Source organism: Halobacillus litoralis (assembly GCF_020524025.1).
GTDB lineage: Bacteria > Bacillota > Bacilli > Bacillales > Halobacillaceae > Halobacillus > Halobacillus litoralis_D.
Genome location: NZ_JAIVKN010000004.1, coordinates 219374 through 245546, shown reverse-complemented (window position 1 = coordinate 245546; position 26173 = coordinate 219374). Strand labels below are relative to the sequence as shown.

Genomic DNA, 26173 nt, shown 5'->3' with positions numbered 1-26173 from the left:
CACAAAAAAACAGCCTTTATATCGGCTGTTTTTTTATGGCGTGACCATGTTGAAAGTGTTAGGACTCGAACGTACTTGTATATGCTCAGGAACTTTTATATACAATGCCGAGTCTGACCCAGTTACGGATTGTCCCCACCGCTGATCCTTATCACCTGTAAACTGTTCAAAAGGGAATTCGGTTTGAAACATCCTATATCTCAGCTGCACAATGTTGGACGGATAAATTTCAAGCGTCCCCTCTTGTACTTGAATGGATGGGTGGTATTGTTTTTCAACCGAATGCCCGTTCACACTCACCGGTGTCTGGTAAAATGTCGCTTCAATCGTACCTTCGAGGTCACTGGTTTTTTCCACAAAGATATTCACAACATTGATATCATTCTCAGGTGCCTCAAGCACCAGTTCATCTCTATCAAAGTTCAAAGTCCATTGCTTCACAACCCACTCGTCCGGTAGTTCTTCTATGTTTCCCGTATGAAAGATATCATAAAAGTATGGAAACTGTTCCTCCCCATGATTTGCCTCTGCTTCGGAAGCTGATGTCACCCCCTCCATAGGCAGCAGAAGGTAAGCAGCGGCCGACAGTAATAGAATAAATGTGTAACCGTAAAGCATCCATAAGCCGGCCTTCCCCTGCAAACCAGCCCGCTTTTTTTTGCCTGGGTTGAAAGTGAACATTAAAACAACGGCCGTCATTAAAAGGATAGGAATGAATAATACGAGGATCATTTTTTCACCTCCAAATGATTAGAAATAAAAGCAGCGAACGTATATAGCCCAGTTGTTGAAACTATAGTTTTCATGACATACAGGATGAAATTCTTTTCTTGAAAATAGAATTGATAAAAGTACTCTCCCACCATCACACCACTTTGTGCCAACCATGTCATAGAACCGAATAACAGGACAGGAAGAAGGATAAGAAACAGCTTATTCCACTGGATCATCATACCGGCAAGATAACCGATACTACTGAACATAAAAATGATTAGTACAACAGAAACCAATCCCATGATCCAAACGCCAGGACCTTCAGGGTTTGAGATAAGCAGCGTTTTTCCTTCCGGGAACAGAATATACGTAAGTACTTTTAATAAATATCCAGACAGCAGTGACGTGAAGCCACCAATTACACTAATGACAAATAAGAATAGAATCGTAGAAATTGTACTGCTTGTGCGGTTGGTAATAAAAGAAAAATCGTCTTCACGGTAGGCACGGGTTGTGAAAAGCAAAGCAGTCAGAAACCCCCAGAATATCGTAAAAACAATAATGATATCACCTGAAAAGTATTGAACCATAATATCATAGCCGGTTCTTCCATAGCCTCCGGAACCACTTCCATTTAAGGAGAATAAGACGCCGAGCAGTTGAATGATGACAAGCGACATAAATACTCCTGTATACGCCCGCCATTTATATCCGATTTGCTTTTTCACAACATCAACGGTCTGCACTTCGGTTAAAGACATCGTCCACACCCCTTTCTCTCCCTTTTTCATCCGTTACATAGACACACAAATCACTTGCTGAAACGGGTGAAAAGCGGATCCCTGCCTGCTTCATATCTTCTACCTCTTTATCACTTAAATTATTTTTTATGACAAGATAGCGGTCATCAACACCGGTATCGTGCGTATAAAAAATCTCTTTCTCTTGAGCCCACGGTTCCAGTACCGTCCGCTTTCCTGTCAGACCAATGCTGTAAGTTTTCAAGTCATCCATCGGCATATGAAAGAAAATCGATCCATTATGCATAAGTACCACTTCTTCTAATAGATCTTCCATTTCTTCCAAATAATGCGTAGACAGCAATATGGTACGCGGATGATTTAAGTAATCCTTTAAAAGTGCTCGATAAAAGTCTTTTCGTACAGCTGCATCCATCCCCGTTGTCGGCTCATCAAAAATGGTCAATGGAGATCGTGACGCCAGACCGACGATCATATTAAATGTACTCTCTTTTCCTTTGGATAGTTCATTATGACGCTGCTTCGGATGAAAACCGAAATAGTTAAACAAGCTAAGCGCCAGCTCATGGTCCCAGTTATAGTAAAATCTCTGTCCTTCTTCCAGAATCTCTATCAGGGTCAATGGTGACGGGAAATTCATCTGATCATCAATATAAATGGTGTTTGCAGAAACAAATAAATTGTTAAATGGCCTTCTCCCGTACACCTCAACGATCCCGGACTGCTCTTTCAACAAGCCTGCCAATATCTTCATAAGTGTCGTCTTGCCCGCTCCATTGCGGCCGGCTAAACCGACAATTCTATTCTCTTCTATTGACAAATTAAGGTTATCCAATGCTTTTTTCCTGCGGTAACGCTTAATCAAGTCCTTACATTTAATGGCTTTCATTAGTTTCCCCCTTCCAAGCATTACGTACCATCTGGAGGATTTCTTTTTCCGACATCTCCAAATTACACGCTTCTGTGATCAGATCATTGACCAGCTGTTTCAAGGTCTGATTTTTTCGTTTATCCATAATCATCTGCTTTGCATCCGTTGACACAAACTTCCCTAATCCACGTTTATCGTACAGAATTCCCTCGTCGGCAAGTTTAGTCAGTCCTTTAGCTGCGGTAGCCGGGTTAATGTTGTACATGTCTGCAAGCTTGTATTGCGAATAAACCTTTTCATCTTTTTTTAAGTTGTCATTTAAGATTTCGCTCTCTATCCATTCCGCAACTTGGATATAGATTGGTTTAAGGCCGTCTGTATTGAGAATCAAGATATCGCCTTCTCTCTAAGTTGGTGCATTAGTCATGTAATGTAGTATATGACCTTTTCTATTTTTTGACAACACTTTGAGTGAAATATTTCATAAATTTATTCAAGGCTATCTTTCAAGATACTAACTTTCCGCCTCATGCATAAAAAAAGAACGTCCTTTAAAAGGACGTTCCTTGTCTTCTAATCTAGGCCCATTTTTGTACGTCTACACACAACTGCTGGTACGCTTTTGCTTCATGCACCATTTTCTTGTCCTGATAAATTTTGGCCAGCCAGCGAAGCGGTTGTGGATCGCTAGGTTTCAGCTCCATTTCCATCTGGAAGCACTCAATCGCCTGATCCACCTGTTTCAGCTCATAATAAGCTTCGCCTAACTCCAGCAAATGGTTCAAATCTTCACTAATTTGGCACATTCGTTCGATTTTTTTAATGATAGGAAGATGCCCTGGAAAACGGCTGACAGCTTCCTGAACACCTTCTAAATCATGGACAAGAAAGAGTGAGATCACATAGTTTTCAAGGAGGGGGCGTGTTGTTGCTGGATTGTTAGTGACCAGCCTTAACACCAAGGGAGTTAGATTCTCTATGTTCTCTTTAATTTCCATTGTTTCAAGGGCATCCGCTATGGCTTGCAGTTGGTCAGTATCGAGATCCATTTTATCTCCCATGACTAGAGCGGCCAGACGTTCAAGATTGTTATCCCTTAAATAAATTTGAAGAAGCTCTTCTGTAAGGGGTTCAAAGGAAGAAATTGAGTGAGATAATTCTTCCAGAAGAGAAACATAAGAGTTATCGTCCACACGTTGTTTCATTTGATTTGTAAAAAGGCTATATTTTTGTGTCGTAGGAAGGACGGACATTTCCTGCATCGAGAGGGATAAGGATTCAATCCAGCGGTTCTCTTTTTCTAAAAGGAGAAGCCGCCCATTACTATCCGCACAAGCTTCGGCAAACAAAGGATCTCTTATGCAGGCCTCTGCCGGGTCTTCTTCATAAAGTCGGGAAAGTCTGCTGAAAGATAGGTCATTTGCGAGCTCTTTAACAAAACGGTTGTTGGGAGCAAATCGTATCAGCTCACGAACAATCATGTAAGCTGAAGCCATCTTACCTTCACGTCGGTAAGAGTAGAATAAAGTTTTCAGATCTTCAAACAGATGTTTTTTGGGAATGAATGATTCGAAAAACGTGAGGATACGCGCTTGTTCTTCTTTGGAATACTGCTGTCCAAGATTTTTCTTAAGCTGAGGATAGCTTAATTTCTTTAGAGGAGAGTTATTCGACACCAGTGCATGAATGAAAGGGTGAGGTGACTCGTATATAAAGCCTTCACGAAAAGCCTGGGCGATATAAGACGAACGTTTCATCCGTGTTGTTTTTACGGCCGTTAAGAATTTGTGTTTATAGAAGAAGAGTTCATAGCATTCTTGTTTATCCGTAATCGCTTCGATTACCTGCATTTGTTCAAAGAAAACCACGCGTTCTGGTATAAGGTCCACGCTACCGTTCTGTTTTGGCGTTTTTAAGAGAATCGTTGTCACATGACCTACCTCCCTCTTTTCTCCACTATATCATATTCTTCGTTTATTTCTGGAAAAGTTCCCCGGGAAGTTTAGTTTTTATTCTACGCAGGACCCTTTCAACTATAAACCAATACTTTTCACGAAGATACCTTATATAACCCTGGCCCATCGCCCCTTGAGGTGTTAATCCGAAAAAAACCCCTGGTCTTATAATCTGTATCAACCCTTTTACGAGGTATCATCTTTTGTAATAAGACCGTTAAATTCGTAAAGAAACAAGCTTTATAGAAAACCTGTCAACCCTGATCTCTTTGTAAAAAATAGATGGGCTGGATATTTGTTCCTTAAATCTCTTAATCTATCAAAACTTTTATCAATCAAATGTAAGTAGATATATAAGGGTTTCAAGCCATTTTTATATTTTCACACCTATTTATCCATTAATCTGTTTCCAATCCTATCCTCCTTTGTTACAAGAGTCTGATGGTACGATAGAGTTGTTCCAAAAACACAACCTTTTGAGGAGGAATACGAATATGATTAAGAAATCTCTTATGGTATCAGGCGCACTTGCGCTATCCTTATTAGCTTCTCCAGCCACTTCCCTGGCATCAACTGGAGATATTCAACAGAACTATAAAGTAGAAACAAAAACTGTACAAATAGATTCCGGTCAAATACAAGACTGGGTACACGAAAATGAAAATGCATTGAAAAGTAAAGACTTCCAACAAATCAACGTTCAATCTCTATTAGATCAGTTCCAATGGAATGTCCAGCAGCCTCCAGAGGCTCCATCTGAACAGTCTCAGTCAGATGAGCCAAAACAGGAAGTTCCGGCTGAAGAAGAACAAAAACAAGAAGCTTCTGCGCCTGAAGCAGAGCCAGCACCAGCTCCAGAGCAGCCCGCTGAAAAACAAGTACAACAAAAAGAAGATACAGAAGTACAAGCTTCATCTGAAGTATCGGCATTTGAAAAACAAGTCGTAGAGCTGACAAACCAAGAGCGTGCCAAGCAGGGGCTGGAGCCTCTTGAGCTTGATACAGAGCTTAGTGCAGTAGCAAAAGATAAGTCTCTTGATATGCAGCAGAACAATTACTTTTCGCACAACAGCCCGACTTACGGTTCTCCGTTTGATATGATGAAACAATATGGCATTGATTACCGTACAGCTGGTGAGAACATCGCGATGGGACAAACGTCTCCAGAGCAAGTCGTTGAAGGATGGATGAACAGTGAAGGCCACCGTAAAAACATCATGAACCCGGACTTCACGCACATCGGAGTCGGCCATGCTGAAAACGGCAACTACTGGACTCAAATGTTCATCGGTAAATAATAGATTTTAAGGCAGTCACCACCGGGTTTTCCCGGTGGTTTTTTTAAAAAGGGGACTGATGAAGTGAATTTGAAGGAGTGAATTGATATCCAGTGATCCCCTCTCCTTAATGAATCGTAAAACGTAAAACGAAGAGAAAAACAGGCAGAAGTCATAATTTCACACCCAATTTATGTCTATTTATAGAAATATGACTTTTTTTCTTTTTTATATTTGTAAAGCCTATTGAAATTTGTCTGAATATTTAATAAAATCAATCATACTTTAACTATATCAAATTAGAAGGAAGTGTTCGTTTGAATACAAAAACGGTGAGCCATCTTTATAACACATGCCCTCTCTGCCACGGAACCGGAACGTATGAGGAATATGACGATAGCAAAGCCAACATGATCATGGATCACTACAGCCGGGTCAATCATGCCAGCGAAAAAACAGCATGGAGGATGGCTGTTGAAGAAACGAGCTACAAAACGGAATGCAGCCGCTGCCACGGAAACGGTCATGTTCTGAATGATGAAGGCGAAGAAGTCTACAAGGCTCTTAAGCAGTTTGCATGAGAATAAGCTGAAAACTTCGATGGAAAAAGAACGGTCACCTGCTTACAGGTGACCGTTCTTTTCTTATTTATTACTTTATTCACTGAACATTTTAATTAAATTCTCCATGAAACTTTTCTTATGTTTAGGAGGATTTGAAGGTTTTTCCTGGTTTGACGAGGAAGGGCTCTCTTCCAGTGGTTCAAATTTGGATTCTACCTCTGGTTTTAATTCTGACTTTGGAACTGATACAGGTTTTGAATCTACCTCTGACTTTGTCTCTAGTTTGGGTTCTTGCTCTAACCCTGCCTTTTGCTCTGTTTCGGTTTCCTGTTCGAACTCTGCCTCCAGTTCTGCTTCGGTTTCCTGATCTGACTCTGATTCCGGCTCTGCTTCGGTTTCCTGATCTGACTCTGATTCCGGCTCTGCTTCTGTTTCCTGCTTTAACTCTGATTCCGACTCTGCTTCTGTTTCCTGCTTTAACTCTGATTCCGACTCTGCTTCTGTTTCCTGCTTTAACTCTGCTTCCGATTCTGCTTCGGGTTCCTGCTCTGACTCTGATTCCGTCTCTGCTTTGGTTTCCTGCTTTAACTCTGCTTCCGATTCTGTTTCAAGTTCTTGTTCTAAATCAGACTCCGGCTTTAGGGCAGCCTTGGATTTCTGTTCCAACTCTGACTCCTGCTCTTGAGCAAATTTTGGCTCTTCCATATATTCAGATCCGGAGTTAGAATCCTTAACTTGATTTACCTGCGATTCTTCACCTGCATGATTCTCATCCACTAAAGAATTCATGACTCCTTCACCATTATGCTCTTCTATCCCCGCCACTTCCGTCAAATTTCCTTTCGTATCTTGTTTAGAGGTTTCCCCACTATCTAGGAGTGCATCATTGTCTACTTTCTGACTTATCCTCTTTTTTTTCGGTGGTCTTCTTCTTGAGGGCTGGATGGAACTTTTTGTTTCTGAAAGATTTTTTAATGAATGATAAAACCAGCTGTCTTTACTTAAGTCTATTGTTTGGCCTTTATCTTGACCTTCTTCTGATTGAGACTTAGGTTTTGGATATTGGGAAGGATTGGAATGGAAGTGGTTCTTAAAATCGGTCAGAGGCAAATCCGAATTCGCTTTAATACTATTATCGTTGAAAGGGTCCTCTTGTGATATGGCTTCCTTATCTTCTTTCCAATCATTCAACTCTTGTTGAGTAGAGAGAACCGTCTCTTCAAGGATGACAATTTTATTCATCAGATCATCAACAGACTGCTGATACTTTACTGGCACTTCATCCTGCTTTTCCAAGTAATCTTGAAAGAGGTCAAACATAATGTGAACTTTTTCATCCGTTTTCGTAGAGAGTTCATGAAGCCTCTTCACCTTCGCTTCGAACTTCGGTCCCTCATCCTCTATATGAATAACCTTCTGATCGAGCATTTCCAGACGATTTGACAGTTTTGAAATCTGGTCCGATATTTGAAGAGGTACGGTATGTTTGATGAATTGTTCTAATTCGTTTAATTTTTCATTTAAGGGGGAGAGATCCTGATGCTCAACCTGCCCTAACCGCTTTTCCAACAAATCCATCTGGTTTTGTAGATCTGGATGCGCATTCAGATAACGGTGTACCTTTTCAAGCGAATCCCGTAGTTCAACTTCTGTCGCAGACTGTCTTTTTAATAGTTTTTCAATTTGATCTGTTGCGTCTGCGTGATTCGAAAAGCTCGTGGCTAATCTTACGTTAGTAACCTCCGCCTGATCTTTCATCTCCTTTATAGTGTTGTTCATTTGCTCCATTTGAGATGCATTGGCTGTTTGTGACTCCCTTAGTTTCTCCAACTCTTGAAAAACATTTTTACTTCGTTCGCTTAATCCTTGAATAGAGTCCAGTGCATCTGCACTTCTATTAGATGTTTGTTCCAGTTTCCCTTCTAAAGAGCGGACCCGCTCGTTAAGTTCTTGGAAGTGCTGATTAATTTCCTTCTCTTTTGGCAGGTCCTCTAACGCCTGTTCTTTCTGCTCCAGTTGCTGCTTTAAAGATGCAATCGTTTGTTCCTGGTTCTCACTATTTTTTAACTGTTGGTTATGCTCCGCATATAATTCTCTCATTGTTTTCAATAAGTTTTTCTTATTTATGGATACTTCATGAATAAAATATGACGTCTCCGCATGGTCTTCCACAATGCGGTATAAATCATCCAGACCTTGTGTAATTCTTTCTAATATTTCCGCCTGATGCATTTTTCTCCCCCTCGTTTTCTCCAGACCCATGACACTTTCCCACCATATCTATATTCATTTCAGCATTTATTGTGAAGCGTACCTTCACTAGGAACCTATGCCTCATCAAATGGGCTTTTTTACCAATTTAATGTTTTTACCATAAACTAGGTGAAGCACTCATGCCTTAGGTCTGTTCATTACATAGGATGTATCGAATAACAAATAGGAAAGGAAGATTTATGTATGGATCCAAATGTTGATTTTAGAGGGATGCATCGTGAATGTATTGATGCGGAGAAGGTGTTTGACTATGTAATTGTTGGAGGAACAGGTTCTGAAGAAGTTGAGATTATGAATTTAGACGGGGCATCAAAAGCTGATATTTGTACTAAACTTAATGATGGCGGCACCGTTCGGAATGTTGAAACGGTTATTGATTTCGATACTCTCGAAATGGATGCCTGTTCAGCAATGGTTGTGGGCACAGATAATGTTGAGATGGATGACGAAGAGGAGATTGAACTTCAAATAGTACAGATTACTAAAGAAAAGGATATCCCTATTTTAGTAACCTTCGATGTGTACGATAAGGATGGTAATGAAGCTTATAAAGACGTTACTGGCACGGGGACAATTTCGGCAGATAAAATCTGTGAAGAGCCGGTCATGATGTGCTGTCCGGGGGATGCAGGTACAGAGCTTTCTTGTCGAATCGTTCCATCGTCCTTCCACTTAATCTTGGCTAAATGTGTTGTTGTTGGCGACGCTCTAAAACTGAACTTCCTCTACACCTTCACGATTTGTCAAGAAGTTCAGTGTTCTGCAATGGTGAAACTGGAAATCATGGCCCGCCCTTGCCGACCACGTCCTGTTATCCGTCCAACTCGCCGCTGCAGACCTACTCCAATGCCAAACCCATGCAGACGCATATTCCCTGTTCCTCATGATGACGACGATTCAGACATGTAACACCGAGAAGTGTAGAACTACTTTGTTCTACACTTTTTACATACAAGCAATACACATCCTGCTTATTTCATAAGATGTAAATATGGGAGGAGAATTATATGAACTTAAGCATAGAAGGCATTGAGAAAAAGCTAAAACAGCTTGAGAAAGATTTACTGGAAGCACGATTACTTTTGGATCAAACAAAAGAATCCATGCTGAAGGAAGGATCTTTTCACGTTTTTTCCTACTTCAATTATTCTTTAAGATTACCTAAGAAAACAGACGATCCCACTTTATACATCCTCGGAAGTTTTATCATCAAGAACAAGGGAGATAGAACACTCCACCGTCCTTATATCTGCTTAAAATTCAATCAGAATCAAGACATTTCATTTTCAGGAAAAATCAGTCAGGAAGACTTAGTTGACCCTGGTTTCAGCCCAGTGCCTATGCAGACATGGTACTACCTTGATGAAGAGTCGCAGCTGCTGGCCCATAAAGAAGGTGAATACTGGCTGGAACCCATTGATGTTAGTGAGCTGCCCGCCGATCGGTCGCTCAGCTTTGCAAACTTCATGATTCGTTTAGAGCGCACAAAATTGGACGGTCCTTTTAAATTGGAAGGAGCCTTATTCGGAGACGAAATACCAGAGGGTTTAAAAGCTCTTAACAAAATTCAGATAAACTTAGCCAAATGAATGTGCAAGAAACCTGTGTAACCTTTAAATTACACAGGTTTTTCTATTTCATACTATTCAATCCTGTACGCATTCTTATAGTTAAAACAGCTTGTCAAGATACCTTCTGTTCTCCCATTTCTCTACTGGAAGCTCTGTTTTTGGGATAGAAGATCGGGATTAATACTCATTAAAAATTTTTTATACAGGAAGATTTTACACTTTTCAATTCCAAGAAGTCTTATAATAACAAGGTCTGCTTTCTCTACCTCTTCTACCTCAAAAAGAAGGAAGATGGAAGTTTCATGAAAATACGTAGGTTGGTTAGCCTAATTGTTGCATAGGTGAGCATTTATTTTGAAACTGAGATAAAAACAAGCTAGCCTTAGACGTGTGATACAACTAGAAAGGTGGAACGAATATGCTTTTTGATTCTTATAAACTAGACAGTAAACTATTGGACAACCGTTACGTCGTCGCCCCAATGACACGCATCAGCGCAGAAGCAGACGGTCGTGCCAATGATCGAATGAAGCAGTATTATGAACGTTTTGCCAAGGGTGGCTTTAGTGCCATTATCAGCGAAGGCATTTATACTGATACCAGCTTCAGTCAGGGGTACAACAACCAGCCTGGCCTTGCAACAGATATTCAAGCCGATGCGTGGAAGCCGGTCATTGAGGCTGTTCATCAGCATGGTTCCATCATGATTGCCCAGTTAATGCATGCCGGCGGTCAAAGCCAGGGCAATGCCTATACGGATGAGACCATTGCACCTTCTGCTATTGCCCCTAAAGGTGAACAATTAGGTTTTTACGGAGGATCCGGACCATTCCAAACGCCAAGAGCGATGGATGACCAGGATTTAGAAGAAGCGAAAATGGGGATTGTGGATAGTGCCCGCCGTGCGAAGGAAGCCGGTTTTGATGGAGTTGAAATTCATGGAGCGAACGGATACCTACTTGATCAATTCTTAACGGACTACTTGAATAAACGGGAAGACTCTTATGGCGGCTCTGTCGAAAACCGCCTTCGCTATGTTCTTGAGGTCGTTGACGAGGTCCTGGCTGAAGTTGGAGAAGACTTCATCATCGGTATCCGCATCTCTCAAGGAAAGGTTGCCGATCAGTCACACAAGTGGGCAGGCGGCGAAGAGGAAGCAAAAGAAATATTTGGAGCGCTCGGGAAAACAGGCCTTGACTATATTCATGTAACAGATGGAGACGCCACTGCTCCTTCCTTCGGTAAAGAAACAAAAACGCTTGCAGGAGCAGCCAAAGAATACGGTGGAATTACCGTGATCGCCAATGGACAGCTTCAGAATCCTGATCAAGCAGAAAGTCTTCTCGACTCTAAGCAGGCGCATCTCGTTTCAATTGGAACAGGCGCATTAGCCAACCCTGATCTGCCGAATAAAGTGCGGGATGGTGTGGAGCTCGAAGCTTTTGACTTTGAGAGAATCCTGCTGCCTCAAGCAGAGGTTAAAGATGATGAAATTAATTATCCTGTACGGAGCTAAAAAATAAAAAATCCCGGAGCTATAAAGCTCCGGGATTTTTTCTATAGATAGACAAAATATAAAACAAATAGACCGCAAAGGGTATACATAATCGGATGAACCTGGTTCCACTGTTTTTTTGCAATCATAGCAAAAGGATATAGGATGAACCCTAGCGCAATCCCAGTCGCTACACTAAACGTGAGCGGCATCATAACAATCGTCACAAAGGCTGGAATCGTAACTTCAAGACGGCTCCAATCGATTTCTCTCACTTCTGTTGCCATCAGTGCCCCGACAATAATCAGCGCAGGAGCTGTAACTTCTGGTGTGATGACACCGAGTACCGGTGAGAAGAAAAGAGCAATAAAGAAACAGACGGAAATGACGACACTTGTAAAACCTGTCCGTCCACCGACAGCTACACCTGCAGATGACTCTACGAAAGAAGCCGTTGTAGAAGTTCCGAAGATTGCTCCCACCACTCCAGACGTAGAATCCGCTAAAAGAGCACGGCCCGCATTTGGAATTTTATTATCCTTCATAATGCCCGCTTGACTCGCAACAGCTATTAAAGCCCCAGCTGTATCAAAGAAAGCGACAAATAAGAAAGTGAAAATAACAGCTAACACTTCTGGAGTGAAGATATCACCAAGATGCTGAAACACAACTCCGAATGTCGGCTCAAGGCTTGGTACTTCCCCAACCACTGCGTCAGGTATCTGGACGAGGCCAACAGTCATACCGACAATACTTGTCACCACAATTCCGTAAAAGATACCGCCGCGGATGCCGCGAATAAGCATCATCAATGTGATGATAAAACCAAATGCAGCAAGGGCTGTTGTTGGAGTAGTCAAGTCCCCGATCGATACAAACGTCTCTTCATTCCCTACAACAAAACCCGCATTTTTAAGACCGATAAACGCGATAAAAAAGCCAATTCCACCGGCTATCGCATGTTTTAAGTCTTTCGGAATGACGTTAATAATCTTCTCGCGTATCTTAAGAAGACTGAGAATCATAAAGATAATACCAGCAATAAAGACACCTGTTAATGCCACTTCCCAGTCAATTCCCATACCGATAACAACGGAAAAAGTAAAGAAGGAGTTCAGCCCCATACTTGGAGCAATTCCAACAGGAAAGTTGGCAAGAAGCCCAATTAGCAAGGAGCCGACAATAGCAGAAAGCGCAGTAGCTGTAAAGAGCGCCCCTTTGTCGATGCCTGCTTCACTTAAAATAATAGGATTTACAATTAAAATATAAGCCATAGAAAGAAACGTGGTCACACCTGCCAATGTTTCCTTCCTAAAATTCGTTTCTCGTTCGTTGAACTGGAAAAAGTTCCTCATGTTGTTCCCTCCCGCATCTAAACAAAAAGCACCGGTCAACCACCGGTGCTTATCTACAGGGAAAGAGAATATCAGAAATAAGAGGATCTGCTCTCTCCTTGTAGACAAGCTATTTCCGGTAGCTGGTAGAAACGTTCAAGCCAATTCCTGAACTTATACAAGGTGCTTCATTCATATATTTATAAGGAGAATCATAACAACGCAGTCGAATTGGGTCAATCGATATCGTTAATGTTCGGGAATTCGATTTTTTCTGAATTTTACTTATTCCCTCAACTTCTCTTATCCAAAGAACTGCGTTATACATTAATTAGAGAGGATTCTGTACGCCTGAATGAAACCAAGTTTCTCCGTCATTCTCTTTCCTTTTCAAGCAGTGGAGTCTAGTTGTTCTATTACTTATTCTGCTGAATAATTGATCTCTTTATACGGTTGGAATCTTCATCACGATAAGTCCAGAAAAAAACCAGACCCGCTCAGGGTCTGGTTTTCAACATTTATGACAGTTTACAAATTCACAGTAACTTCAGCGTCTTCACGCAGGTTTTTAACAAGCTTCTGCGTTCCTTCCATCTTCTGTTGCTGCTGCATCCGCTGCTTCATGGTGTCCTTAACATCTTCAAATGCAGGAATTTCCTGCTCTGTATCCGCAGATGCCTGTTGTTCTTTAATCTTATCATACTCTGCTTTAAGTTCTTTTTCTGTTGGTTCTTCAACCTTCACTTCTTCAGCAATCAATTTATCGATTTTTAGTTGGGAACGAAGCTGTGTCATCACTTCTTCTTCTTTCATCCCCTGCTTTTCAAGCTCTTTAAGAAATTTCTCTTTCGACTCTACCTGATTCTGCTTTGCAAGATCTTCCAGAGTCTTGTTCACTTCTTCATCAGAAATTTTATAATCACGAGTGGACGCTTCTTGAATCAGCAATTCTTGTCCGACAAGACTATCGGCCACTTGTTTTTTCAACTGTTCTTGATCAAGCTTGCTTCCTGTCATTTGAGACTGCATAGCTGCTTGTTGGAATTGACTTTGATAGGACATTTCAAAATCTTCTTTCTTAATTTCTTCCCCGTTGACTTCAGCTACAACTTCTGGAACGTTCTCTAAATCTGGTTCAGGCATTTCCGCCTGTTCACTTTGTTTTTCGCTTGTTTCTTCTTGATTTTCTTCTTTTTTATCTGCTGCCCCTTCATCTTCACTACATGCTGCCAGCAAAGAAACGAAGACGGCCAGGACTATACTTAATAACCATTTTTTATTCAATGTCATTTCTCCTTTGTCATCGGTTGTGTAAGCCATTGTAACACTTCCTTCTATTATGTAAACATGGAAGGCACTCATAAACTCATTTGTCATATTCTTTTAATATCATGAACCCCTGCCATAACAGTCCCTTCTTATTACTCCCCCTTTACATAGGTGAAAATGTGGAAAATCTGTAAAAAAAGAAGCACACGCATCATCGAATGATTGGGAGAGATAAACCTGCCGCCCAGTCGTTGATAAACGGGGCTTGGTGAGGATTGATGTATTCTGGAAGATCATTCCTACAAAAAAATCCTTGGGCAAGACTTTCGTGATTCGTTTTCAATTCTCCTTGGTATTCCTTAACACGGAATATGATTTGGATACTGAAAACTCGATCTCCATTTTCATAAGTAGCATATCCTTTTTCACCCGAATAAATGCCGAATAACTCAAGTTCCTTCACGTGCAGTCCTGTTTCTTCTTCGACCTCTCTTCTCACCGTCATATCAAACGTCTCTCCAAGTTCAAGCAGTCCACCTGGTATTCCCCATGAACCATAATCTGTCCTCTTTTGCAGTAACAGACGATCTTCATCCTCAATAATGGCCCCGCATCCAACCGTTAATAAGGTTTCATGACCAACCATGCTTCTCATTGCAGCTATGTAATCATTCATAGACCACCGTCTCCTTCCAACTCAACCCCTGTGAAACAATCTTAAAAACCAATCCTTTCCACTCATTATTTCAAATAAAATCTCTCTTCACAATAAATTTTAAGTGTTTATTCTTTGTATTCATGCTCTTCTTTCATTAGACGGAAAGAGGAAGTAATTTGGTCTTTTACAAAGCCGGGTTCCCTTACATTCCTTCCCCTTTACTATTTCCGTCTATTTCCCCTCTGCTAAATAAGCGGTTTACTCCTTATATAACAAGGATACATAGATATAGATGAAAGAATGGCGGTAATTTTTAGAATAGTTGAAATTAATCGCCGGCTCTTATAGTATAATGTCTATAAACAGTTTCAAAGCTTTTGATTTCCGTAGAGGAGTGAGCACATGTTAAAGGAATCTGACTTCCCCACAAATGAACTCAAAGAACAATGGATAAAGGTGCGGAATAGGAAACTGGAAGAAATGGCACAATTTATCCAACGTTACTTTCACCTCACAAAAGTCAGGGAAAACCCTAACAGTTATGAGGTCCAAGGGTACTTTTATCAGCCCGGGTTCGGAGAAGTGAGAATGGCGTTTGAATTTAGTTACGAAAACGTCGCAAAATTCACGGATCTATTTGATGAACCAATTGAAAAATAACATGTACGACAAAAGGACCCTGAGCAGGGTCCTTTTTTATTTCTTGGTTCATTGACTATTTAATTCACCGTTTTGTTAGCGTAAACGGTCGGTGCCGTTTCAGCCTGAGCAACAAGTACGGGCCACCAAAACGGTGAGCCGCGCCATCCGTGCTCCTTCTTTCCTTCCTGTCTTAACATTATGAGTGCCGGATACTCTTGAGCCGTCTTACGTGCCAAAGCGAGTTCCCCAGCCCCTTTCCCTGGAGTATCAGGTGAATTTTCGTATTTCCCATCTTGTTTCAAACGTTGTATATTTCGGTTGGTCCGTGTTAAAAGCCAGACATATCCTCCACCTTCAGATTCTGAGCTCAAGTAGTCGAGCACTCCTTCATACTCATCTAATTGAAACTCGTGCCCACCTTCCATTACAAGTGTTTCATGAACAAGCCGAAGGAGTTTTTTAGCTTCTCCAACAGGTACCAATATGGCATTCTTCTGAGATTGGTTTTTCTGTTTATAAAGGGAAGTAATCCTACGATCTAACTCGCGGACCGTTTTTTGTATATGGGTTTTATATCCTGTTTGGAAACCGACTGGCAGCATTCGCTTATGAGGCTTAATCATCGTCAAACTGGACAACAGAATTTTACTGGGGTTACACGGCATAATGTCATCTTTCAAATCGCGTTGGACAAAGACAACCCCCTGCTGATGGCCTCCACGCTCAAATGCTCTGCGCAGTTCTGCATCAAATTCATGAATCCGTTTCATGATAGAAAAAATCCTCTGCGTCGTATAAAACCGCGTAACAGCGAGGTCAGCTACTGGTCGTGCCCCGTACATTCTAGAGTGCTGCAGAACGGTATCCTGCTGGAATGATTTCGGATTTCTCCCATAAAAAAAGCCGATCAAGTTGTGAATGGTTACGCCACGATCTAAAATCTGCCCGCCAATAAAAATATTCATCGGCGCCCTTAATTGGAGCTCCCCCTTGTGGTCAAGCAGTTCATTGACATCTTTCTCTGAATTCACGACACTGCTGACAATATACTCTTCATCAAGGGAGTACCGTACTTCTTTATACACTGCCTCAAAACTCGGAGCGGGGTTTTTCTTGAGAGTGCTCACCGAACGGATAAGGTCATCATAGGAACTACGAATCAGCTGCTGAAATTCTTCCGTCTCCTCGCGAGATGCCTGAATCAGCAGTTCTTCAAAACCTTGAATAAGCTCAGCCTGCCAGGCGTGTGCACTCTTCCCACGTTCTGTATGCACAATAAACGAGTACTTCCGCTCACGTCTACCTCTCATACGCTGCTGATAACGGCGGATACTAGCCCCCACGATAAAGTTAACAATGGACTGGCGGATATTCGTTATGTTCTTTTGGCTGAGCAGGCGGTCCATTTTCACACGACGCCCATCCATTTTTTTCATAACTTCCAGTTCTTTTTCATCGACTTCATGAAAGAGATACGATGCCAGATGCCCGTCTTTTTCACCCTTTTCAAAGTAAACTTCCCCTCCAATATAGCGATCGTGCACCGGCACCAGCTCCGTGAAAGCCGGTCGGATCGGCTGGAACACTTTCCCTTGGTGAATCGTCATATCTTCAGGCTGTAAATACAGAGAATAAGGAGTAGCAGTTACTTGAAGAAAAGCGGGTTGTTCAAGGTGCTCCCTTAGGGCATCAATTTTTGAAGCAATGACGCGCATCTGCGTAATATTCTGATCCCGCTTATATTCATACGCTACGCTCGCAAAATCAGCTTCATCATCAATGAATAACACACGCTTACCAGCCAGCTGTGGATACTTCTCTTCCAAAGCTTCCCTTAATCTTTCAAGATTGTGAGTTTCTTTTTTCACAATCAGGGCCAACTTTTGGGACAATTCATATTTTCGTAGATTATCAGGCAGGGACATGATGTCATATACACGCATAGCATCATGCTCAATCGCTCCGGAAAACTCTTCTTGAAGGCGGGCGTGGGTCTGCTTAACCAACGCGTTGGTTCCTTTTGTCAAAACAATGACCATATCAAATCCATTATCATAAGCCAGTCCCATGACACCGATAAATGTACGCGTTTTCCCGGACTGTATTTTTCCAAGCAGCATGCCGGGACGCTGTTCTGTCGTCTCCGTTTCAATTAGCTGTGCGGTCGTGCGCAATATCGTTTCACGGGTTTTTTGTTTATATTCATTTTTCTTATTTAGATGCTGAAAAAAAGCCCCGTTTGTTTTGAGGTCTTTAATCGTAACAGGCATGTCGATTCTCCTTTTACAAGGCTCTGCCGTTGAAGGGAAGAGAGTTCCCCAAACAACATCACCATTGGGTTGAACCTTTTACAAAACACGCCTATTATACACGAGTTTAGACTATGAAAAAAGCAGGAAGGCCTTCTTAATCGGCTTTCCCACTTTTGGTTGGATCTTCTAAATTCTCTATATTCACTTTATCACCAAACAATTTGACCATCCGGACCTTCGCTTCCTCCTTCACTTTCTCATCTATATGAGAAATCACCTGATAGACTGCATACAAAATGACAGCACTATCGTCTGTAAACCCTACAACCGGAAGGAAATCCGGGAGAGCATCTGCTGGAAGTATGAGATAACCAAGCGCCCCCGCTATGGTGAGCTTGGCTTTTCTCGGTGTTTCCGGGCTTTGCAGCGCATAGTAGAGAAGCAGACTGTAGTAAACGAATTTCTCTCCGATCCGTCCACTGTATGTGCGAAGTTTCTCCATCGTATCTTTCTCAGAAAAATACTGACGGCTTTGTTCAACTGCTTTCCTGGGGTTTAATTTCTTCAGTTGATTCTGATACGTCTTCCATTTAGACATAAGTATCATCTCCTTTCCTTACTTTTAACAAAAATTGAAAGAGTTAAACGGGAAAAGAAGATGTGTAAAAGGTTCTATTCATATTTCCCAGGAAATTTATCATATAATGCAGATCATCAACGAATATTGACAGGATATCCAGCCTTCTCTTTTGTTGAATAAACACTAGTTTTGTCGAACCACATAATAATGCTTACAGTTTCTAGGTTATTCTGATACTTTAAAGATAACAGTGTCATAGTTTCATATACTTATCACTTCAAGGACAAAGGAGAGGGATCGTAATGGAATTGGATCAACTAGAATTGAATGCGACTGTTGAGGAAGCTGAAAAGACAAAACCGTATTATACGGCATTAATTGGATGGAGCGTGCAGGCAATTGAGGCCGCTGCCAGAAGAAATCTTCCTTTTATCGTCGTAGGCCCTGCAGATTTTCAAACATATGCGGAAAGACACGATATTCCCTTCGTGGGATGGGATTTTAACAAGCTGAACGAAGGTTCCGATCAATTGTATAAACAATTGAAGGAAATGGGAGCCGAACTAGCTGTCCCTTTATATGAAGAATGTGTGGAATGGGCAGGCGCGTTGAATGCGCGATTCCGTGAAGACCCTAAAGTCTTTAACCGTTCCCTATTATTACGGGACAAAGGAATGATGAAACGAAAAGCTCAAATCTCCGGCATTAAAGTGGGCGTGTTTGAAGAAGCACGGGATAAAGATGACGTTGAACGCTTCTTAAAGCGTGTAAATGAAGCCCTTTTAAAACTGGAAGGTGATCACCTGGATCCTATTCACGTTAAACCGCTCGATAAAGCGGGATCTGTGGGCCACCTGGCGATCTATAATAAGGACGATATAGACCGCATCCAAGACACAGACTTCCCACTTTTAATGGAAAGCCACCTGGATGGGCAGGAGTTTTCCTGTGAAGCATTTGTTCATAAAGGAAAAGTACGGTTCCTAAATATTACAGAATATGTTCGTCTCGGCCACTCCAATTTCGTTCCGGCTTCTCCATCTCTTGAAGAGAAACGCCCATTAATCCAACAAGCCGTACAAAAACTTGTCGATGCCTTTGAAATTGAATATGGTGTCATTCACCCAGAGTATTTCATTACTCAGGATGGAACACTCCATTTTGGGGAAGTTGCTGCCCGCGTACCTGGAGGGCACATTTTTGAACTGATTGAGCGTGCTTACGGTTTTAGTGCCTATGAAGCTCAAATCCTTTGCAGTGACCCAAATACAACGGAAGAGGAACTTCTTGAATTCTTCCCTGATCCTTATGACTATCAAAACTACGCTGGATGCTTAATGGTGCATCCGAATGTTGATTACGTTGAAGATTTGAAAATTCCAGAAGAACTGGAGGATCATCCATACTTTGAAAAGCATGATATGTTCACACCGCCTCAAGGGAAAGTGGCAGAACGCGTCGGCTTTGGTAACCACTATGGAACGATCTTCTTTTACGGACCCAACAGTGAAGAAATGACCGATTTATTGAAAGCGTATGAGCAATATAACTTTTATGTGTAAGCCCAGGAGATAGAGAAAGGAGAGGTCTCATGCCTCAAACGACAGGTGCTCTTGTCGAACGCTTTGTTTACGCTTTAGATGAACTTGCAAAAGCTCCATCTTTTGCCAAACCGAAATATCAGACTGACGTTTATCAGGAAGCCAACCGCCTTATTGAAGCAGAGCAGGGTCTTGAGAATCTATACGACTATGCCCATCGTTTTGAAGAAACCGGCGTATTTCAGGATGGTCCATGGGAATCTGCGGAAAAACTACAACCTCCTTTGGTAGCAGGTTCTCTAAAAGCAAAAGGGCTGCCGATGATTATCGAGGTATTAAGTGAACTGCGCATGCTTGCTATAGCTGAAGGAAAATCGACCAACCAAAATGTTTCACCTAAGGTCGCAGAAGAATTTCTAAATGAAGTGATGGTATTAAACCTAAATCTGCTTTTTCCAGATGCCAGTGAGAGTTCACGAATTGAAAAGCATGAAAATGATGACAAAGCCGAGAAACTCTTTCAGTTTTTGTCCAGTCACTTATCCTCAAGCGCCCTGGTCCAAACATTAATTGACGAAATCACACGCCTGACTGCTCAGCGTCCGATCATGATTAAACGAATCGTATCCATGATAAACATGGCGAAACAAATGTTAAACCAGGAATCGGATGAAGAAGACAGAGAAGAATTAAAGCAGTTCATCGCTGCCATTGAAGGTCCTTCGCCATTAAGTGCTAAGTACAAGGAAATTCACGCATACCGTGCACAGTTAAAAACCATTACTCGTTCTGATCTTATCTCTGAGAGTGTCGCGCTTGCTAAGTCCATGAGGGACACAGGACTGGTCGCCCCACACCATGCAACCCTTATTCGTTTCTTAAGCAAACAAAACCCGGGGTTACTTGTTTATGCCTTAAGCTTGAACAGTAAAGGCAGCGCAAACCTGGAAGAGAATCGCGAACTAGTCATTCAACTGATCCGCGCTTCCATTTTTCCAGGAACCCGCCAGGCCATTTATGGTCTTGCGATGATGCTTGAACGAGGAATCTTGTCTCACTCTCCTGTCGCACCAGGGTTACGCCGCCTGGTGGAACTTGATATACGGCCAGATGTACGAAACGCGCTGTACGCTACGACAAATACCGGAGAAGGCGTAACAGCCAATAGCATTCTTGTAGCGGGTACTATACAAGTACTCGGACAGCCGCTCGGTGTCGGTCAAGGGTTTAACCCAACATGTCAGGCGGCGCGGGGTATAAGCTTGTGGGCCCAGCATGCACCGGGATTCCTGCTTGAAATCATACCTAGAGCAGCACGTGATGGCGACCTCGACTTTACATTTGAGGGCACGCCTATCCACTCAAAAGGGCTGAAAGGCGGGCTTGCACCGGAGCTGGATAAAGAGTTGGACCCTGTTTCACTCGTTCTGGTCCCGCATCTCGACAAGATATACAGCGAAATGATGACACGTGTAGCCCTGCGCGGAGAAGACGGACACCGCTGGGTTAATCCAGCGTTCTACGGAAATTGGGTACAAAAAGGGTTCAGTTCCGTTTTCGATCCAATTACCGGATATGTCCTGGACTACTCTGGTTTTGTTAAACTTTTTTATGCAACACATCACCCTGAATACAATGATGACTATGAATTAATCTATCCAAACCCTGTAGGCATCTTTATTACAAACGTACACGGCAAACTGCTCGGACTTCACGCCGTATCCATTACGCGGATTAAAAAGGACCCACAAGGGGAAGAACGTATTTATTTCTATAATCCAAACAATGACGGCTCTCAAAACTGGGGCCAGAATATTGAACCAAGCGTAGCGGGAAATGGAGAAATCGAAGGAGAAAGTTCCCTTCCTTTTCACCAATTCACCTCACGCCTTTACGCATTCCACTACAACCCTTACGAACAAGGCGACGCCTATGCAGTAGAAACATCCATCGTCCAAGGCATCCGGGAACTAGCCAAAGACAGCTGGGGAAAAGACTATACATGGGTGTAATCAAATGCGGAAGCGTCCGGGTAGACGCGACAAGCATAAGACAAGCAGCGGAGTGAAGTGTTCTTATTCACGCAGTTGATTGACTTATGACCTCGAGTGTCTGGACGCTGCAACTGGACGATAGAAAAGTGGAAACGCCTCGGTTGGCCCCGACAAGCTTAAGCAAACCTTTGAAGTGGCGCTCTCTGCCGCAGCAAAGGGCTTGCTTATGACCTCGAGGGGCTTGGCGTTGGAACTGGATCCTATCCAATGTGGAAGCGTCCGGGTAGACGCGACAAGCATAAGACAAGCAGCGGAGTGAAGTGTTCTTATTCACGCAGTTGATTGACTTATGACCTCGAGTGTCTGGACGCTGCAACTGGACGATAGAAAAGTGGAAACGCCTCGGTTGGCCCCGACAAGCTTAAGCAAACCTTTGAAGTGGCGCTCTCTGCCGCAGCAAAGGGCTTGCTTAAGACCTCGAGGGGCTTGGCGTTGGAACTGGATCCTATCCAATGCGGAAGCGTCCGGGTAGACGCGACAAACTAAAAAGAAAAAGGTCAGCCCTTCGAAATCATGAAGGGCTGACCTTTTTTATGATGCTGCCGGGTATCCTCTTAGTGGTATCTTGAGAATTTCCTACCCCAGCATGGCATAACCTTGTATATAACCTGCTCTCTTCACACATTCCTAACTCTTTCATTAAGTCATGATCCAATATTGCTTTATTTACGTTAGCTAAGAAATTAGAAAATGAGGTGTGCGTATGCAGAAACGAATAGAATGGGGTCTTTTAGGTGGCAGACTGATCTTAGGAATCATTATGTTGGCTCATGGAGTACAAAAACTGGGAAACATGGAAGCAGCTATTCAAACGTTTAATAAAATTGGACAACCCGCATCGCTTGCTTATGTAGCTGCAGTAACGGAAGCAATAGGAGGAGGTTTCTTGATCTTAGGAATATTGGTAGTCCCTTCGGCGGTAATTCTTGGACTTACAATGATAGGTGCGATTATCCTGGCTAAGCTCCCCTCTGGATTAATAGGAGGATTTGAGCTTCCTCTGTCTCTACTAGGATTATCTTTAATATTAGCGGTGACGGACAGCCGAAAGCTTTCACTTTCCCAGCTTATTCATTCCAAAAAGCCTTCACGAATTAAGTAAATCTCATTTATAAAGAATAAGAGTCTGGCATAGATTTAATGTTTACCACTCAACGAAAAGAATAGTTAAAAATACAATAAAAAAAAAGACTTCCGAGTAAACTCGGAAGTCTTTTTTGTCTTACTTATTTTTGAACGTTAGCCGCTTGTGGGCCACGGTCGCCTTCAACGATTTCGAAAGAAACTTCTTGGTTTTCTTCTAGAGTCTTGAAACCTTCGCCTTGAATAGCAGAGAAGTGTACGAATACATCGTCTTGTCCTTCTACTTCAATAAAACCGAAACCTTTTTCTGCGTTGAACCATTTAACTGTACCTTGTAACATATTGTTACCTCCTGCGTGGAAGTTATTCCACATTGTATTACTATAATTGCTCTGCCTATTCATTCAAGAGGAAAGCGACTCTCGTTACTTTTTCTTTCATTCCTAACCGAACAAGAATAATTAACTTTTATTATATCCCCTAAACCTTAAACCGTCAACCCCCTCATCATGAAAGGTTGTTAGAATCTGATTCATTTAAAGGAAGAATAGGTTGATTAAAATAAGCTTCTAGCAAATCTTTCATTGTCACACCCGGCCAGTAAGCTATGATTTGTCTTTCCATTCTTGCTAAAGAAAACTTCCGCTTTAAATCCAGCGCATGTTCAGACATTCCCATAAATTCAGCTAATGCCAATAACTCCTTATAAGAGAGTTTCTCAGTCATAATCGTTCCACCCGTATGTTCTAATTGCTGGTATTTAATCCATGACGCGCGCAGGACATTTTCCAGAGGTCTTCTTTTAAAATAACGGACAGCTTTATCCAGGTGTTCTTTTTTCTTCATCCACCATCCCTGCTTCCATCCCATTACTCACCTGTTTTTCTTATTACCTATATGTATGGAATTAAAAAGATATGGTTAATGAATACAAAAGAAAAGAGACCCTTTATGGATCTCTTTAAAAAAACGTCCAACTCTTTGGCTGGTGTGGATGTTGAAAAAGGCGAATGGCTTTGTCTGTAACTGCCGCTCCGCTTTTTTCCAGACTTTCTAATGTGACACACCCCATTAACAATGAAGAAAAACTGCCAATGTCAATCTCTATGGTAGCTTCTGCGGGTTGGTCGGTTAGAGATGGGCGTCCTGCCGCAAACTGCCATACGGATTCATACGTTTCATCAAGAAGTGTATCTGTCACTTTCCATCCAATTCTGATAGTGTCTGTACCGAATTGGTGCTTCCTAATCTTCTCAAGAAAGGCAGGGATGTCAATGATTCGATACATCAGGCCACGTCCTTCGGTGGCAGCCTTATGGTAGATGGAAAATATCAATTGTTGATCAATGTGGGCAGGATCCTCGAGCATGAAGGCAAAATCATTATCGAAAGTAGGAAAATGAATGGAACGGACCTGGTCCTTTTGATTATGTAACTGCTGAATCAATGCCCGGTAAGCCTCGTTGGTCGTATAGAAAAAGTTCGTTACATACAAGTCATTTTGGAGGAAATGGGCTCCCTCTTTGAATTCAAAGGTCATATATCCGACAAGCGTATTATCTTTTCGGACTCCAATTGTATGCAGGTGCTCCTTTTCCAAAAAAGTAAAACCGTAATCAGGGATATCCGTTGAACCGTGACTGGCTCCAGCCCAATCATGATAGCACGTTCTTACTTCTTCTAGTTGGTCATTCCTTAACACTTCCACAGATAGTTCTGTATCATAGCCAGGCAGCTGAGAAGGATGAAATTGGAACGTCGATAAGCGGGGACCTAGACCAAAGCCCATTCGTTTATAGAACGCAGGCTGAAACGGGTATAAATGCGTGACGATACGCCCTTCTTCCCGCGCATCGGATAAAAACTTCTGAATAATCCGCTTGGCATGTCCTTGTTTTTTATAAGGCAGATCTACTGCCACCGTACCAATTCCTGCTGCCTTCACCTTTGTTCCATACACGTTCATTTGATGGTCATAGGCGATATAAGCCCCAGCTAAACTACCGCGTTCATAAAGGCCAATAGTATGTATCTCTTCTTTTTCAGCCATTTTCCTTCGATGTTGTGTATATCGTTCCTTTTCTTCCCTTGTATTAAGCTTCATTCCTGGATAACAACGATGGGACAACTCTGTAAAAGCATCGAAATCTTTTAATTCTTTAAAGCTCATGACTTCCCCTCCTTTTTCATTATTTTACCACTTTCCGTTTTCAACCATGAAATAAAACAATATCCACCTATTCCTGCCCCCCAAATAAGGATGCGCATAGAATTTCCCTAACCAGAAAGTAGTTTGATATTTTCAACTTTAGGGAATTATCATCTAATATTTAAATGGAGGTTATTTATGTGAAGAGTGCGGCACTAAAACACAACATCCATTGTAAAACGGAGTACGATCCGCTTAACCAAGTGATTGTGACAGAACCTAGATTTATGAGCATTACCAACATAATAAATGAAACACAGAAACATTATGAGCATGCTGATATCGACACCCGTCTCGCTTTAACCCAGCACCGAAACTTTGTGAAGGTATTAAAAGAAAACAAAGTCATCGTACATCAACTCCCCGCTATACATGAGTTAAACGAACAGGTGTTTACAAGGGATATCGGATTTGTGATTGAGGATCAATTTTATGTAGGGAACATGAGTGAAACCATACGTCAAAAAGAAACGGTGCATTTAAAAAAGTGGCTGATAAATAAATCCATCGCTCATCAGAAAGAGTTCCTTCATCCTATTGAAGGGGGAGATGTACTTCTAGATGGTTCTACTATCTGGGTCGGTTTAAGCGGTCGGACATCACATGAAGCTGTTGAGGAATTAAAAAGCAGACGACCAAATGACAACATTGAAGCTCTAACACTGAAAAGTGACGTCCTCCACCTGGACTGTGTGTTAAATATCATTGATAAAGGTACAGCGCTTATATACCCGCCTGCTTTCACACCTCAAGGACTCAACAAACTCAGGTCCCGCTTTTCTTTAATCCCCGTCACTCAGGAAGAACAGTTTTTTATGGGTCCTAATGTTCTTTCCTTAGGGCACCAACGTATAATCAGCCTTTCTTCTAATGTACGCTTAAACCAAAGGATGACCTCAAATGGCTTCCAGGTCCTTCCTGTCCAGTTCTCAGAAATAATTAAATCAGGCGGATCCTTCCGCTGCTGCACCCTGCCTTTAGAGCGGAAGAAAGTCTCTGATAAAGAAAAAGAATCGTAGATATATACATACCTACGATTCTTTTTCTTTCAATTTTTTAGTTATCTCTGA

24 protein-coding genes and 1 riboswitch are annotated in these 26173 nt (G+C 42.0%); of the genes, 10 read left to right on the top strand and 14 right to left on the bottom strand.

All coding sequences use genetic code 11. The features are described from left to right. Positions 1-33 precede the first annotated feature (33 nt). From LC036_RS15345 to LC036_RS15325, 5 genes are all read right to left on the bottom strand, one after another. Positions 34-732 carry a hypothetical protein gene (locus LC036_RS15345; protein ID WP_226584708.1) on the bottom strand — a complete coding sequence of 233 codons (699 nt, stop codon included), beginning with the start codon at positions 730-732 and terminating at the stop codon, positions 34-36. Further along, on the bottom strand, positions 729-1475 hold the full coding sequence (locus tag LC036_RS15340; RefSeq protein ID WP_226584706.1) for a hypothetical protein: 747 nt from the start codon (positions 1473-1475) through the stop codon (positions 729-731). The genes LC036_RS15345 and LC036_RS15340 overlap by 4 nt, the downstream gene beginning before the upstream one ends. Then, complete coding sequence (locus LC036_RS15335; RefSeq protein WP_226584704.1) at positions 1447-2364, bottom strand: ATP-binding cassette domain-containing protein; 918 nt, start codon at positions 2362-2364, stop codon at positions 1447-1449. Before LC036_RS15335 ends, LC036_RS15340 begins: the two co-directional genes overlap by 29 nt. Further along, positions 2351-2737 carry a GntR family transcriptional regulator gene (locus LC036_RS15330; protein WP_226584702.1) on the bottom strand — a complete coding sequence of 129 codons (387 nt, stop codon included), beginning with the start codon at positions 2735-2737 and terminating at the stop codon, positions 2351-2353. The genes LC036_RS15335 and LC036_RS15330 overlap by 14 nt, the downstream gene beginning before the upstream one ends. Positions 2738-2924: 187 nt before the next feature. Beyond that, positions 2925-4277 (bottom strand): tetratricopeptide repeat protein, encoded by a 1353-nt coding sequence (locus tag LC036_RS15325; RefSeq protein WP_226584700.1) that lies wholly within the window; start codon positions 4275-4277, stop codon positions 2925-2927. A gap of 518 nt (positions 4278-4795) precedes the next feature. On the opposite strand from LC036_RS15325, the gene LC036_RS15320 reads away from it, so the two are divergent. Together LC036_RS15320 and LC036_RS15315 are read left to right on the top strand one after the other, a co-directional pair. Beyond that, positions 4796-5599, top strand: coding sequence for a CAP domain-containing protein (locus LC036_RS15320; protein ID WP_226584698.1), 804 nt, complete (start codon positions 4796-4798; stop codon positions 5597-5599). A 296-nt stretch (positions 5600-5895) separates the two neighbouring features. Continuing rightward, positions 5896-6159, top strand: a complete 264-nt coding sequence (locus tag LC036_RS15315; protein ID WP_226584695.1) for a hypothetical protein — start codon at positions 5896-5898, stop codon at positions 6157-6159. A 75-nt stretch (positions 6160-6234) separates the two neighbouring features. On the opposite strand, the gene LC036_RS15310 is transcribed toward LC036_RS15315, so the two are convergent. After that, positions 6235-8373, bottom strand: coding sequence for a hypothetical protein (locus tag LC036_RS15310; RefSeq protein WP_226584693.1), 2139 nt, complete (start codon positions 8371-8373; stop codon positions 6235-6237). Between the two features lie 252 nt (positions 8374-8625). Between LC036_RS15310 and LC036_RS15305 the strand changes: the two genes are divergently transcribed. From LC036_RS15305 to LC036_RS15295, 3 genes are all read left to right on the top strand, one after another. Further along, on the top strand, positions 8626-9324 hold the full coding sequence (locus LC036_RS15305; protein WP_226584691.1) for a hypothetical protein: 699 nt from the start codon (positions 8626-8628) through the stop codon (positions 9322-9324). Positions 9325-9422: 98 nt separating this feature from the next. After that, a complete protein-coding gene (locus LC036_RS15300) occupies positions 9423-10004 on the top strand; it encodes a hypothetical protein (RefSeq protein WP_226584683.1) in 582 nt (193 codons plus the stop codon). Between the two features lie 400 nt (positions 10005-10404). After that, the gene (locus LC036_RS15295; protein WP_226584681.1) at positions 10405-11502 is read left to right on the top strand and encodes an NADH:flavin oxidoreductase; all 1098 of its coding nucleotides are present in this window, start codon (positions 10405-10407) and stop codon (positions 11500-11502) included. A gap of 41 nt (positions 11503-11543) precedes the next feature. Here LC036_RS15295 and LC036_RS15290 read toward each other — a convergent pair whose 3' ends face one another. From LC036_RS15290 to LC036_RS15280, 3 genes are all read right to left on the bottom strand, one after another. Beyond that, positions 11544-12836 (bottom strand): NCS2 family permease, encoded by a 1293-nt coding sequence (locus tag LC036_RS15290; RefSeq protein WP_226584679.1) that lies wholly within the window; start codon positions 12834-12836, stop codon positions 11544-11546. A gap of 81 nt (positions 12837-12917) precedes the next feature. Continuing rightward, a riboswitch (purine riboswitch) is annotated at positions 12918-13017 on the bottom strand. Positions 13018-13343: 326 nt separating this feature from the next. Beyond that, a complete protein-coding gene (locus LC036_RS15285; RefSeq protein WP_226584677.1) occupies positions 13344-14135 on the bottom strand; it encodes a SurA N-terminal domain-containing protein in 792 nt (263 codons plus the stop codon). A 160-nt stretch (positions 14136-14295) separates the two neighbouring features. Continuing rightward, the gene (locus tag LC036_RS15280) at positions 14296-14760 is read right to left on the bottom strand and encodes an NUDIX hydrolase (protein WP_226584675.1); all 465 of its coding nucleotides are present in this window, start codon (positions 14758-14760) and stop codon (positions 14296-14298) included. A gap of 384 nt (positions 14761-15144) precedes the next feature. Between LC036_RS15280 and LC036_RS15275 the strand changes: the two genes are divergently transcribed. Then, positions 15145-15402 (top strand): hypothetical protein, encoded by a 258-nt coding sequence (locus tag LC036_RS15275; RefSeq protein WP_226584673.1) that lies wholly within the window; start codon positions 15145-15147, stop codon positions 15400-15402. Positions 15403-15461: 59 nt separating this feature from the next. Here the strand turns inward: LC036_RS15275 and LC036_RS15270 are convergent, their stop codons facing one another. Together LC036_RS15270 and LC036_RS15265 are read right to left on the bottom strand one after the other, a co-directional pair. Further along, on the bottom strand, positions 15462-17654 hold the full coding sequence (locus LC036_RS15270) for a Z1 domain-containing protein (protein WP_226584672.1): 2193 nt from the start codon (positions 17652-17654) through the stop codon (positions 15462-15464). Positions 17655-17790: 136 nt separating this feature from the next. After that, positions 17791-18234, bottom strand: coding sequence for a YkvA family protein (locus tag LC036_RS15265; RefSeq protein ID WP_226584670.1), 444 nt, complete (start codon positions 18232-18234; stop codon positions 17791-17793). 284 nt (positions 18235-18518) lie between these two features. On the opposite strand from LC036_RS15265, the gene LC036_RS15260 reads away from it, so the two are divergent. From LC036_RS15260 to LC036_RS15250, 3 genes are all read left to right on the top strand, one after another. After that, positions 18519-19778 carry an ATP-grasp domain-containing protein gene (locus LC036_RS15260; RefSeq protein ID WP_226584668.1) on the top strand — a complete coding sequence of 420 codons (1260 nt, stop codon included), beginning with the start codon at positions 18519-18521 and terminating at the stop codon, positions 19776-19778. A 29-nt stretch (positions 19779-19807) separates the two neighbouring features. Beyond that, positions 19808-21769 carry a hypothetical protein gene (locus LC036_RS15255; protein ID WP_226584666.1) on the top strand — a complete coding sequence of 654 codons (1962 nt, stop codon included), beginning with the start codon at positions 19808-19810 and terminating at the stop codon, positions 21767-21769. A 745-nt stretch (positions 21770-22514) separates the two neighbouring features. Further along, the gene (locus LC036_RS15250) at positions 22515-22913 is read left to right on the top strand and encodes a DoxX family protein (RefSeq protein ID WP_226584664.1); all 399 of its coding nucleotides are present in this window, start codon (positions 22515-22517) and stop codon (positions 22911-22913) included. 124 nt (positions 22914-23037) lie between these two features. On the opposite strand, the gene LC036_RS15245 is transcribed toward LC036_RS15250, so the two are convergent. The 3 genes from LC036_RS15245 to eis all read right to left on the bottom strand — a co-directional run bounded on the left by LC036_RS15245 (position 23038) and on the right by eis (position 25064). Beyond that, positions 23038-23235: a cold-shock protein gene (locus tag LC036_RS15245; protein ID WP_226584662.1), complete on the bottom strand. Its 198-nt coding sequence runs from the start codon at positions 23233-23235 to the stop codon at positions 23038-23040. 166 nt (positions 23236-23401) lie between these two features. Beyond that, the gene (locus LC036_RS15240) at positions 23402-23740 is read right to left on the bottom strand and encodes a hypothetical protein (RefSeq protein WP_226584660.1); all 339 of its coding nucleotides are present in this window, start codon (positions 23738-23740) and stop codon (positions 23402-23404) included. Between the two features lie 115 nt (positions 23741-23855). Beyond that, complete coding sequence (eis, locus tag LC036_RS15235) at positions 23856-25064, bottom strand: enhanced intracellular survival protein Eis (RefSeq protein ID WP_226584657.1); 1209 nt, start codon at positions 25062-25064, stop codon at positions 23856-23858. Positions 25065-25243: 179 nt separating this feature from the next. On the opposite strand from eis, the gene LC036_RS15230 reads away from it, so the two are divergent. Beyond that, positions 25244-26122 carry a dimethylarginine dimethylaminohydrolase family protein gene (locus LC036_RS15230; protein ID WP_226584655.1) on the top strand — a complete coding sequence of 293 codons (879 nt, stop codon included), beginning with the start codon at positions 25244-25246 and terminating at the stop codon, positions 26120-26122. Positions 26123-26173: the final 51 nt, after the last annotated feature.

Excerpts from the sequence above, each read along its gene's own strand:
- LC036_RS15345 (WP_226584708.1), bottom strand. The coding sequence starts at position 732 with ATGATCCTCGTATTATTCATTCCTATCCTTTTAATGACGGCCGTTGTT.
- LC036_RS15340 (WP_226584706.1), bottom strand. The coding sequence starts at position 1,475 with ATGTCTTTAACCGAAGTGCAGACCGTTGATGTTGTGAAAAAGCAAATC.
- LC036_RS15335 (WP_226584704.1), bottom strand. The coding sequence starts at position 2,364 with ATGAAAGCCATTAAATGTAAGGACTTGATTAAGCGTTACCGCAGGAAA.
- LC036_RS15320 (WP_226584698.1), top strand. The coding sequence starts at position 4,796 with ATGATTAAGAAATCTCTTATGGTATCAGGCGCACTTGCGCTATCCTTA.
- LC036_RS15310 (WP_226584693.1), bottom strand. The coding sequence starts at position 8,373 with ATGCATCAGGCGGAAATATTAGAAAGAATTACACAAGGTCTGGATGAT.
- LC036_RS15305 (WP_226584691.1), top strand. The coding sequence starts at position 8,626 with ATGCATCGTGAATGTATTGATGCGGAGAAGGTGTTTGACTATGTAATT.
- LC036_RS15300 (WP_226584683.1), top strand. The coding sequence starts at position 9,423 with ATGAACTTAAGCATAGAAGGCATTGAGAAAAAGCTAAAACAGCTTGAG.
- LC036_RS15295 (WP_226584681.1), top strand. The coding sequence starts at position 10,405 with ATGCTTTTTGATTCTTATAAACTAGACAGTAAACTATTGGACAACCGT.
- LC036_RS15290 (WP_226584679.1), bottom strand. The coding sequence starts at position 12,836 with ATGAGGAACTTTTTCCAGTTCAACGAACGAGAAACGAATTTTAGGAAG.
- LC036_RS15285 (WP_226584677.1), bottom strand. The coding sequence starts at position 14,135 with ATGGCTTACACAACCGATGACAAAGGAGAAATGACATTGAATAAAAAA.
- LC036_RS15280 (WP_226584675.1), bottom strand. The coding sequence starts at position 14,760 with ATGAATGATTACATAGCTGCAATGAGAAGCATGGTTGGTCATGAAACC.
- LC036_RS15275 (WP_226584673.1), top strand. The coding sequence starts at position 15,145 with ATGTTAAAGGAATCTGACTTCCCCACAAATGAACTCAAAGAACAATGG.
- LC036_RS15270 (WP_226584672.1), bottom strand. The coding sequence starts at position 17,654 with ATGCCTGTTACGATTAAAGACCTCAAAACAAACGGGGCTTTTTTTCAG.
- LC036_RS15265 (WP_226584670.1), bottom strand. The coding sequence starts at position 18,234 with ATGTCTAAATGGAAGACGTATCAGAATCAACTGAAGAAATTAAACCCC.
- LC036_RS15260 (WP_226584668.1), top strand. The coding sequence starts at position 18,519 with ATGGAATTGGATCAACTAGAATTGAATGCGACTGTTGAGGAAGCTGAA.
- LC036_RS15255 (WP_226584666.1), top strand. The coding sequence starts at position 19,808 with ATGCCTCAAACGACAGGTGCTCTTGTCGAACGCTTTGTTTACGCTTTA.
- LC036_RS15250 (WP_226584664.1), top strand. The coding sequence starts at position 22,515 with ATGCAGAAACGAATAGAATGGGGTCTTTTAGGTGGCAGACTGATCTTA.
- LC036_RS15245 (WP_226584662.1), bottom strand. The coding sequence starts at position 23,235 with ATGTTACAAGGTACAGTTAAATGGTTCAACGCAGAAAAAGGTTTCGGT.
- LC036_RS15240 (WP_226584660.1), bottom strand. The coding sequence starts at position 23,740 with ATGAAGAAAAAAGAACACCTGGATAAAGCTGTCCGTTATTTTAAAAGA.
- eis (WP_226584657.1), bottom strand. The coding sequence starts at position 25,064 with ATGAGCTTTAAAGAATTAAAAGATTTCGATGCTTTTACAGAGTTGTCC.